Origin of the sequence: Corynebacterium sp. CCUG 65737 (assembly GCF_024454115.1) — a bacterium.
In the GTDB taxonomy this organism is placed as follows: Bacteria; Actinomycetota; Actinomycetes; order Mycobacteriales; family Mycobacteriaceae; genus Corynebacterium; species Corynebacterium genitalium.
This window is the reverse complement of sequence record NZ_JAGPZB010000017.1, coordinates 24115-33705: the sequence shown is the minus strand read 5'-3', so window position 1 is coordinate 33705 and position 9591 is coordinate 24115. Positions and strand designations below refer to the sequence as shown.

General features: G+C 62.7%; 12 protein-coding genes. 7 read left to right on the top strand and 5 right to left on the bottom strand.

What is annotated here, in order from left to right; all coding sequences use genetic code 11:
- Positions 1–275: 275 nt before the first annotated feature.
- The 3 genes from KBX17_RS10645 to KBX17_RS10635 form a co-directional block, all read right to left on the bottom strand.
- Positions 276–821: a hypothetical protein gene (locus tag KBX17_RS10645; protein ID WP_256019784.1), complete on the bottom strand. Its 546-nt coding sequence runs from the start codon at positions 819–821 to the stop codon at positions 276–278.
- Between the two features lie 48 nt (positions 822–869).
- Positions 870–1394, bottom strand: a complete 525-nt coding sequence (gene greA, locus KBX17_RS10640; protein ID WP_005291118.1) for a transcription elongation factor GreA — start codon at positions 1392–1394, stop codon at positions 870–872.
- A 106-nt stretch (positions 1395–1500) separates the two neighbouring features.
- A complete protein-coding gene (locus KBX17_RS10635; RefSeq protein ID WP_256019782.1) occupies positions 1501–1962 on the bottom strand; it encodes a DUF4307 domain-containing protein in 462 nt (153 codons plus the stop codon).
- 75 nt (positions 1963–2037) lie between these two features.
- Here KBX17_RS10635 and mca point away from each other — a divergent pair, with 75 nt between their 5' ends.
- From mca to KBX17_RS10620, 3 genes are read left to right on the top strand one after another with little or no spacing between them, the layout of a single operon-like run.
- The gene (gene mca / locus KBX17_RS10630) at positions 2038–2925 is read left to right on the top strand and encodes a mycothiol conjugate amidase Mca (protein ID WP_256019781.1); all 888 of its coding nucleotides are present in this window, start codon (positions 2038–2040) and stop codon (positions 2923–2925) included.
- Positions 2925–3215, top strand: a complete 291-nt coding sequence (locus KBX17_RS10625; protein WP_256019779.1) for a hypothetical protein — start codon at positions 2925–2927, stop codon at positions 3213–3215. Before mca ends, KBX17_RS10625 begins: the two co-directional genes overlap by 1 nt.
- Positions 3216–3241: 26 nt before the next feature.
- Positions 3242–4012 (top strand): isoprenyl transferase, encoded by a 771-nt coding sequence (locus KBX17_RS10620; protein ID WP_256003476.1) that lies wholly within the window; start codon positions 3242–3244, stop codon positions 4010–4012.
- Here the strand turns inward: KBX17_RS10620 and coaA are convergent, their stop codons facing one another.
- A complete protein-coding gene (gene coaA / locus KBX17_RS10615) occupies positions 4013–4939 on the bottom strand; it encodes a type I pantothenate kinase (protein ID WP_040424583.1) in 927 nt (308 codons plus the stop codon).
- A 77-nt stretch (positions 4940–5016) separates the two neighbouring features.
- Here coaA and glyA point away from each other — a divergent pair, with 77 nt between their 5' ends.
- Positions 5017–6306, top strand: coding sequence for a serine hydroxymethyltransferase (gene glyA, locus KBX17_RS10610; RefSeq protein ID WP_256019778.1), 1290 nt, complete (start codon positions 5017–5019; stop codon positions 6304–6306).
- On the opposite strand, the gene KBX17_RS10605 is transcribed toward glyA, so the two are convergent.
- Entirely contained in the window at positions 6303–6686 is a 384-nt protein-coding gene (locus KBX17_RS10605; RefSeq protein ID WP_255995721.1) for a DUF5997 family protein, read from the bottom strand. The two genes, glyA and KBX17_RS10605, sit on opposite strands and share 4 nt — an antisense overlap.
- 23 nt (positions 6687–6709) lie before the next feature.
- Between KBX17_RS10605 and KBX17_RS10600 the strand changes: the two genes are divergently transcribed.
- The 3 genes from KBX17_RS10600 to KBX17_RS10590 all read left to right on the top strand — a co-directional run bounded on the left by KBX17_RS10600 (position 6710) and on the right by KBX17_RS10590 (position 9522).
- Entirely contained in the window at positions 6710–7405 is a 696-nt protein-coding gene (locus KBX17_RS10600; RefSeq protein WP_255995719.1) for a substrate-binding domain-containing protein, read from the top strand.
- A 60-nt stretch (positions 7406–7465) separates the two neighbouring features.
- Positions 7466–8050 carry an LGFP repeat-containing protein gene (locus KBX17_RS10595; RefSeq protein ID WP_255997047.1) on the top strand — a complete coding sequence of 195 codons (585 nt, stop codon included), beginning with the start codon at positions 7466–7468 and terminating at the stop codon, positions 8048–8050.
- A 128-nt stretch (positions 8051–8178) separates the two neighbouring features.
- Positions 8179–9522, top strand: coding sequence for a PhoH family protein (locus tag KBX17_RS10590; RefSeq protein ID WP_005291089.1), 1344 nt, complete (start codon positions 8179–8181; stop codon positions 9520–9522).
- Positions 9523–9591: the final 69 nt, after the last annotated feature.

Below are 9591 nucleotides of genomic sequence, written 5' to 3'. Positions count from 1 at the left end.
TTTGACGGTGCCACACCCCGTGAAAAACTAAAAGAACTATTCAACGGTGGCGCAATCACCCCTTGATACCGCCCCCCAGCACTCAGTTCATAGACACAGGTTCATGGCTTGCGGAGGTTCATGGCGCTTACAGGGTGGTTGACAGGGACAGGGGTGTCCGCGCCGCTGCGCCTCGCCCCTGCGTCCGAGCACTCGCGCCCCGCCGCACTCCTAGCAACGACAAACCCCCGGCGAATAACCGGGGGTTGAATGCGGCCTAAAGAAGACCCTAAGGCTTAGTAGTCCGACTGTGGCATGACATCCTTGCCGTCGATAGAGACCTTGGTGAACACCAGCTGGCCGTCTATGACGTCGGGGGAGGTCAGGGTGATGTTCACGTTCTCCTCGACTCCTTCGCGGCCGCCATTGTTGCGGGTGGTGGTGCCCTGTGCGATCTCGTCGGACCACTCTTCCCACACGATGTTAAGGGCGAAGTCGTTGTTGTCCTTGCAGTTCAGGTTGATCTCGACGGGCTGGTGCACGGGGGCGCCGTTGCAACCGATGTAGAACGGGGTGCCGTCCGGTGCGGACTCAGCGTTCTCGCGGTCCGCAGCGGTGGTGGTTGCACTTGCCGTATTCGCGTCGGTGACGTTGGCGGCACTGGTGCTGTCGGTCTCCTGGACTTGGCCCGCGCCCGTCAGGGAGTCAGGGTCCTGGCTCTGTGCGGTGTCCACCTTCTCCTCGGATGCCTGCTCGTTCGGCGGGGAGCAGGCTGCGAGGCCGAGGGCGGTGGCGGCGGCGAAGGCGACTGTGGCGACCTTGCGGGAAGTGCGGGTAGTCACTGCGGAGATCCTTATCGGGTAGAGATGTTGTTGAAGGGGCGGCGCGGTCTACTGAGCTGCGCGAGGAGTCTTGGCCTTAACCGAATCATACGGCTTTGCGGACTCGATCGTCACCGAAATTTCGCGGCCGTTTGGTGCGGTGTAGGTGCGGGTCTCGCCCTCGGTGGCGCCGAGCACGGCTGCGCCGAGCGGGGACTGCTCGGAGTAGGTCTCCAGGTCCTTGTTGTCGGTGGAGGCGGCGCGGGTGCCGATGAGGAAGGTTTCCTTATCGTTCTCGTCGCCGTTGTAGTAGACGTGCACCACGGAACCGACCACGGCCATGCCCTCGACAACGCCGGTGCGCTCAGTGGTGGAGTTGGCCAGCAGCTCGGAGATCTGCTTGATGCGGGCTTCTTCCTGGTCCTGCTGTTCGCGCGCGGCGTCGTAGCCGGCGTTCTCCTTCAGGTCGCCTTCTTCGCGGCGCTCGTTGATCTCGGCGGCGATGGCTGGGCGGTTGTCGATGAGCTGCTGCAGCTCGGCCTCAAGCTTGGCCTTCATTTCCGGGGTGATGTATTGCTGCTGCGAATCAGCCATGGAAGTGTAACCCTCGTTTCGGTTTTTAACGTCAGTGGTCGGTTGGGATCCTAACACAGCGCATGCTTATCGACGGCAGCCGGGTACGGTCCCCGGCCTGCGGTTTTTAGCGTGCGGCAGTGTGTGTCGCCTCCGTGTCGAGGTAGGAGGGGAACGTGGTCGAACAGCCGTAGACGCCGCCGGAGACGGGCTGGTCACCCACCGGGATATCCACGTGCATGCGCATCTGCTTCTCTCCGCCGGGCGGAATGACTACGTCGCGGCGGCCGATCTCGGTCATGTCGTAGTTCAGGGAGGTGATGATGCAGTAGGAGGGGACGTCGACAGCTGAGTCGTCGCGTTGGACGTCGAACCAGATGCGGGATGTGGTGTCGTCGACACGCTCGTGCGAGACGAGGGTGGCGCTGATCGGCTGTGACTGGCGCTGCATGACGTAACGGCCCAGGAAGACCACGATGAGAGCGACGAGAATGACAGCGACCACGGCGACGACCTTCCCGGAGGTTCCCGACGTGCGTCGCGGCTGCTCGTCGCCGTACCGTGCGGCGGGACGGTCGATGGTGGTCACGGTGGCTCCTCTACTAAGATGATCTCCCGATCAACCTTAACTCAACCAGCTAACTCAACTAGAGGTGAGTACTACGTGACGGGCTTTCGCTTGCTGGCTATCCACGCGCACCCTGACGATGAGTCATCGAAAGGTGCGGCGACGATGGCGAAGTATGCCCATGAGGGCCACCGCGTCAAGGTGCTCACCTGTACGGGCGGGCAGCGTGGCGACATTTTGAACCCGGCGATGAACAAGCCGGGGATCATTGAGAACATGACCGATGTACGCCGCGAGGAAATGGCGGCGGCTGCTAACGCCCTGGGCGTGGAGCACGAGTGGCTCGGCTACGTCGACTCCGGCCTACCGGAGGGCGATCCGCTGCCGCCGCTGCCGGAAGGCTGCTTCGCGCTGAAAGATCCGGAGGTTGTGGCGAAGACGCTGGTGGCGGAGATCCGCGAATTCCGCCCCCACGTGATCATCACCTACGACGAGAACGGCGGCTACCCGCACCCGGACCACATCATGGTTCATAAGGCATCCGTGATCGCGTGGGAGAAGGCGGGCGATCCAGAGTTCGCTCCAGAGATCGGTGCACCGTGGGAGCCGCTGAAGCTGTACTACAGCCACGGTTTCGTGCCGCAGCGCATGCGTCTGCTGCACGACCGCCTGTTGGAAGATGGTGTCATCGGTGACGGTGAGACCAGCCCGTACGAGCCGATGCTGCGCCGGTTCGAGGAGAACTCTTCCGATATCATGCAGCGCGTGACCACGCAGGTGGACTGCGGCGACTACTTCCAGAACCGCGCTGACGCTCTGACAGCCCACGCGACGCAGATCGATCCGAACGGCCCGTTCCTCGCCAGCACCCCGGAGGTGCAGGCTGAGCTGTGGCCCACCGAAGAATTCGAGCTCGCGCGCACCCGTGTGCAGACTGACCTGCCGGAGACAGATCTCTTCGCAGGAATTGAGGAGGAGCATTAATGCTTATCGACGTCGCAACCGACACGATCATTCTCGCCCAGCAGATGAACCCCGATGCTCCGGTCGGACCGGAGTTCGGTAAGGCGGAGCCGATCGGTGCCTTCATCGTGTTGGCTTTGGCCGTCGTCATCTTGCTCATTGGGTGGGCGTTCCATCGGCGGTACTCGCGGTTCAATCGTCGTAAAGCATTTGCCGAAGCTCGCGGACTCGACGTGTTCGATGAAGCTGCCGTGGATAAAGCCATGGAAGAAGAAGGTCTGCTGGACCGCCGAAAGAAGTCGATTTTCTAGCGGCTGCGCGCGCTAGGATGAGTGCCATGGCCCTGCTTGAACGAATTCTGTATCCGCTGTACGAACGGCGTTTGAAGCATGAGCTGCAGGGTAAGAACCAGCCGAAACACATCGCCGTCATGGCCGATGGCAACCGCCGCTGGGCGCGCGAGGCTGGATTCACAGATATCGCGCACGGCCACCGTGTCGGGGCCGCGAAGATCGCGGAGCTCGTCGCGTGGTCGGCTGAAATGAACGTCGACGTGGTGACCATTTACTTGCTCTCCACCGAGAACCTCTCGCGCACAGCGGAAGAAGTCCAGCTGCTCTACGACATCATCTCCGGCGTCGTCGATGAACTGTGCAGCGACGAGTTTGAAGCTCGCATCCGGCTCGTGGGGCATCTGGATCTGCTGCCGGAGAAAGTCTCGCAGCGGATGCGTTCGGCAGCGGCGGCGACGGAGGCGAAGAACGGCATCGTGGTCAACATCGCGGTCGGTTACGGAGGCCGCCAGGAGATCGTCGACGCGGTGCAGCACTTCATCCGCGCCAAGGTGGATGAGGGTGTGCCTGCGGCGCAGCTCGCGGACCATGTCAGTGTCGAATCCCTCTCGAAGCACCTCTATACCTCCGGCCAGCCCGACCCGGACCTGGTGATCCGCACATCAGGGGAACAGCGGCTATCTGGCTTCCTGCTGTGGCAGTCCGCCTACTCGGAGATCTGGTTCACCGATACGTACTGGCCGGCGTTCCGCAAGATCGACTTCCTTCGCGCTCTGCGAGATTACTCGCAGCGCTCGCGCCGCTTCGGCAAGTAGCTAGATCTTCCGCATCCGGACGCGCTGCACGGAGTGGTCCGCCGCCTTCGACATCACCAGCGATGCGCGGACACGCGTGGGCAGGATGTTCTCCACCAAGTTCGGCAGGTTAATGGTTTGCCAGATGCGGCGGGCTTCGGCGGCGGCGGCTTCGTCAGAAAGCGGGGCGAAGCGGGCGAAGTGCGCGCCTGGCTCTTGGAATGCTGTGTTCTTGAGTTTGATGAAGCGGTCGATGTACCAGCGCTCAATATCTTCCGTCTTGGCGTCAACGTAGACGGAGAAGTCGAACAAGTCGGAGACCATCAGCGTCGGGCCAGTCTGCAGCACGTTGAGGCCCTCGAGGATGAGAATGTCTGGATGGTCTACCACCTGGTACTCGCCAGGGAGAATGTCGTAAGCGTCGTGAGAGTAGACCGGAGCCTTGACGTTGTCGCGGCCGGCTTTGACGTCGGTGACAAAGCGCAGCAGATCGCGCCGATTATAGGACTCCGGGAAACCTTTGCGCCCAGTGAGATTGCGGGCCGTGAGCTCCGCGGTGGGCAGCAAGAAACCGTCGGTGGTGACCAGATCCACCCGCGGGTGGGACTTCCATCGCTCCAGCAGCACTTGGAGCACACGGGCCGTGGTCGACTTGCCCACCGCGACGGACCCGGCGACCCCGATGATGAAGGGCACGTGCCCGGGGTTTTCCCCGAGGAATGTTTCCGTGGCGGCCGTGAGCTTCTGGCGCGCACGAACCTGCAAGTGCAACAGACGCGACAGCGGCAGGTAAATCTCGGCGACCTCGTTGAGATCCATGCTCTCACCGATACCGCGCAGACGCGCAAGCTCGTCCTCGGTGAGCACCTGCGGCATCTCCGCGCGGCGCTCCCGCCAAGCGTCACGCGTCAAATCCAGATAGGGGCTAGGGTCTGCTGGTCGCGGCATGAGGACCATTCTTACACTGCCGTGTGTGGTTGGCCTACTGTGGTGTGCGTAGAAGGCTCGACCCGAAAGGAACGATGATGACCGACGATCTCCGCTACCAAGAGCTCGCCCAGCTAGACCCGGATGTTTATGAGCAGATCCTCGGGGAGGTCTCCCGCCAGCGCAACACTCTGGAGATGATTGCCTCCGAGAACTTCGTGCCGCGCGCTGTGCTGCAGGCCCAGGGGTCGGTGCTGACCAATAAATACGCGGAGGGTTACCCGGGCCGCCGCTACTACGGTGGCTGCGAGAACGTCGACGTCATCGAGGATATCGCGTGCGACCGCGCCAAGGAGCTGTTCGGCGCGGAGTACGCCAACGTCCAGCCGCACTCTGGCGCACAGGCGAACGCCGCTGTGCTGCACGCCCTGATTAAGCCGGGCGACACCATCATGGGTCTGTCCCTGGCTCACGGCGGCCACCTCACCCACGGTATGAAGATCAACTTCTCCGGCCGCCTCTACAACGTCGTCGCCTACGAGGTCGACCCGGACACCATGCTCATCGACATGGATAAGGTCCGCGAGCTGGCGTTGGAGCACAAGCCGCAGGTCATCATCGCTGGCTGGTCCGCTTACCCGCGCACCGTCGACTTCGAGGCGTTCCGGGCGATTGCCGATGAAGTCGGCGCTTACCTGTGGACCGACATGGCCCACTTCGCTGGCCTTGTCGCCGCCGGCCTGCACCCGTCCCCGGTGCCGCACTCCGACGTGGTGTCCACCACGATTCACAAGACCCTCGGCGGCCCGCGCTCCGGCATGATCCTGGCGAAGCAGGACTATGCGAAGCAGCTCAACTCCGCTGTCTTCCCCGGCCAGCAGGGCGGACCGCTCATGCACGTGGTCGCCGCGAAGGCCACCGCGCTGAAGATTGCCGGCACCCCGGAGTTCAAGGACCGCCAGGAGCGCACCCTCGAGGGCGCCCGCATTCTCGCCGAGCGCCTCACCGCATCCGACTGCAAGGAAGTCGGTGTCGACGTTCTCACCGGCGGTACCGACGTCCACCTTGTGCTCGCGGACCTGCGCAATTCCGAGCTCGACGGCCAGCAGGCCGAGGATCTGCTCCACGAGGTCGGCATCACCGTCAACCGCAACGCTGTCCCGAATGACCCGCGCCCGCCGATGGTCACCTCCGGTCTGCGCATCGGCACCTCGGCCCTGGCGACCCGCGGATTTGACCAACAGGCGTTCACCGAGACCGCCGACATCATCGGTACCGCGCTGGCTCAGGGCACCAACGCCGACGTCGAGTCTCTGCGTGCCCGCGTGACCAAGCTCGCGGAGAACTACCCGCTGTACCCGGGTCTTGAAGACTGGAAGATGCTCTAACGCTCTTTTGACTCTTCCGCAGGCCCGTCGCCGCGCTCTTGTGCGTGGATCCGGCGGGCCTCACGCAACCATGCGGGCTGATCCGCCAGAAGAGCCTGGATCTCTTCAGTGGTCAGCGGCTTATCCATGTCGTTCTTCTTCAAGGCAGTAATGGAAATGCCGAGTTTGCGGGCGACTTCGGGGCGGGGGTGGGGGCCGTCGGCGCGCAAGGAACTCAGCCACTGCGGCGGGTTCATCTGCAGTTCGCGCAGTTGGGCGTGTGTGACGGCACCGTCCTGGAACTCCTGCGGTGCTGCCGGAAGGTAAATACCGAGCTTCTTCGCGGCAGTTTCCGGTTTCATGGCTGTGCTGGACGGGGTGTTCGAGGGCGTTTCGCTCATGCCACAGACGGTAGCATCGTGGCATGTCCAGCCCCCTCCGCCTCGCGTTCGTCACTGGCACCGAGCCCGGCAAGTGGTTCGCCCGCTACCGCGCAAACCACCAACTCGAGGAGATTCCCAGCGACGACCCGTTCGAACTCATCGACAGCGGTGCCGCCCAGCTCGCCCTGATGCGTGTACCCGACGACCGCATCGGGCAGCCAGGGGAGCAGTTCCACCACGTGCGTCTCTACGAGGAAAAACCCGGTCTCGCTGTCCCGAAAGACTCGCTCTATGACATCGGGGAGCCCATTTCGCTTATTGACGTCACCGACGAGCCCGTCAACTACACCTATCCCAACGGAACGACCGACGACCTGCGGATGGCGCTCCAAGTCGTAGCAGCGAACGTGGGAGTGGCGTTCGCCCCGGCACCGTTGCTGAAAGTGCTGTCTAAAAAACAGGTCGTTGTCGCGGAGCTGCAAGGGGAGCCGGCGCATGAGCCAACGGCGATTGCGCTCGTGTGGAAGGTGGAGGAAGACTCCGATGCGATCCAGGATTTCGTTGGGGTGGCGAAGGGAAGGACGCGGAACTCGTCGAGAAGCAGCGCTGAGAATCGGGACCGAAACCATCGTTCGGGCGACAAACGAAAACACAAAGTAAAAAGCAAAAGCAGTGGCCAGCGCAAGGGATCCCGCCGCAATTACCCCAAAAAGGGGGGAAGCAGAAAACGTATGTAACGTGAAGTTTGCATAATGGTGAACGGTCTTAAAAGTTAGCTTATGAAAGGACTTCATATTATGAACATCAAGATTAACCGTAAGCTCGGCGCTTCCGTCGCAGCTCTCGCACTGGCCACCAGCCTTGCTGCTTGCTCCGACGATGCTGACAACGCTGACGGCAACGTCGAAGAGGTCGAGGCAACCGAGACCAATGTCGAGACCGTGACCGAGGAGACCGACGCTGAGGGTGCCGGTGCTGACGAGAACGCTGAGGGCGAGGGTGAGGACGGCGAGACCGTCGAGATCACCACTCAGGACGGCGAGTCTGTTCTGGTTCCGGCTGCCGCACAGGAAGCTGCTGAGGAGCACAGCGGCGGCAACTGGGGCGACCCGTTCAACGTTGAGTCCCGCGAGGACGGCACCACTCTGATCGAGTACGACGCTGAGAAGAACATCGTTTACTCCGAGGAGACGGGCGCTGTGCCGGTCGTCGGCGAGATCTCTAAGACCTGGAAGGAAGAGGGTGGCTTGGACGCAGAGGTCGGCCTGCCGACCGCGCCTGAGGAGAAGCGCTCCGACGACAACGGCTGGATCCAGGAATTCCAGAACGGCACCATCGAGTGGCTCGAGGAGAACGGCGAGTTCACCGCGAAGATCAGCTAGTTGACGCTGTAACCGGAAATTCACCTTACATCGATGTAATTTCCACTTTGCTCCCCTAGTGTGGCAGGTGTCAGGTACCGCGAAGCACGGTCCTGGCTACCCGACAACCGCACTAGGGGAGCAATTGCATGTTTGACCCTTCTGTTACCCAGATCGACTCCGCACCTGAGCAGCTCACGGCGCACACCGCCTTGAGAACCTACGTGATCGACACGTCAGTCCTTCTGTCTGATCCGTGGGCGTTGAAAAAGTTCGCGGAACACAACGTGGTTCTGCCGCTCGTGGTCATCACGGAGCTCGAGCAGAAGCGCCATCACCCAGAGCTTGGCTGGTTCGCCCGCCAAGCTCTTCGCTTTTTGGAAGACCTGCGCGCCGACTACGACCGGCTCGACCAGCCCATGCCCGTCAACCTTGACGGTGGCATGCTGCACGTGGAACTCAACCACCAGTCTCAAGACAACCTGCCGTCCGCCCTGCGCGGCGGGGAGAATGACAACCGCATCCTCGCCTGCGCCTACAACTTCATGCAGGAAGGTAGGGACACTGTTTTGGTGACTAAGGACGTGCCGCTGCGCGTCAAGGCCGGCGCTGTTGGTTTACCTGCGCAGGAGTACCGCGCACAGGATGTCGTTCTGACCGGGTACACCGGCATGGCTGAGCTCGAGGTCTCCGGGGAAGAGATCGACGAGCTTTATGCCACCGGCTTCTGCGCCATCGACACCGGTGAGCTTCCGGTCCACTGCGGCCTGACGCTCAACGCCGGCAACAAGTCGGCGCTGGCCCGTGTTGCACCTTCGGGCGGGGTCAAGCTCGTGCGCGGCGATATCGACGCGTTCGGTCTGTCCGGCCGTTCCGCTGAGCAGCGGGTCGCGCTCGATCTGCTTCTCGACGATTCCGTCGGCATCGTCTCCATCGGCGGTCGCGCCGGCACCGGTAAGTCGGCGCTGGCACTGTGCGCCGGCCTGGAGTCTGTCCTGGAGCGCGGGGAGCACAAGCGCATCATCGTCTTCCGTCCGCTCTACGCCGTCGGCGGCCAGAACTTGGGCTACCTGCCGGGCGACGAGATGGAGAAGATGAACCCCTGGGCCCAGGCGGTCTACGACACCCTCGAGGGCGTCGTGTCCGATAACGTGCTCGAGGAAGTCGCAGCGCGCGATCTCGTCGAGGTGCTGCCGTTGACGCACATCCGCGGCCGCTCGCTGCATGACGCATTCGTCATCGTCGACGAGGCCCAGTCCCTCGAACGCAACGTGCTCCTGACTGTCCTGTCCCGACTCGGTCGCGGCTCCCGCGTGGTGCTCACCCACGATGTCGCCCAGCGCGACAACCTGCGCGTGGGCCGCCACGACGGTGTTCAGGCTGTCATTGAAAAGCTCAAGGGCCAGGACCTCTTCGGGCATGTGACCCTGACGCGCTCGGAGCGTTCTCCGATCGCGGAGCTGGTGACAGACCTCCTCGAGGACCACGCCTAACCCGTGGGCTCAGCCACGCCGCAGGGCGCTAACCTGCGTCTGCGGCGCGGTTTTCGTGCTGTGGGAGTG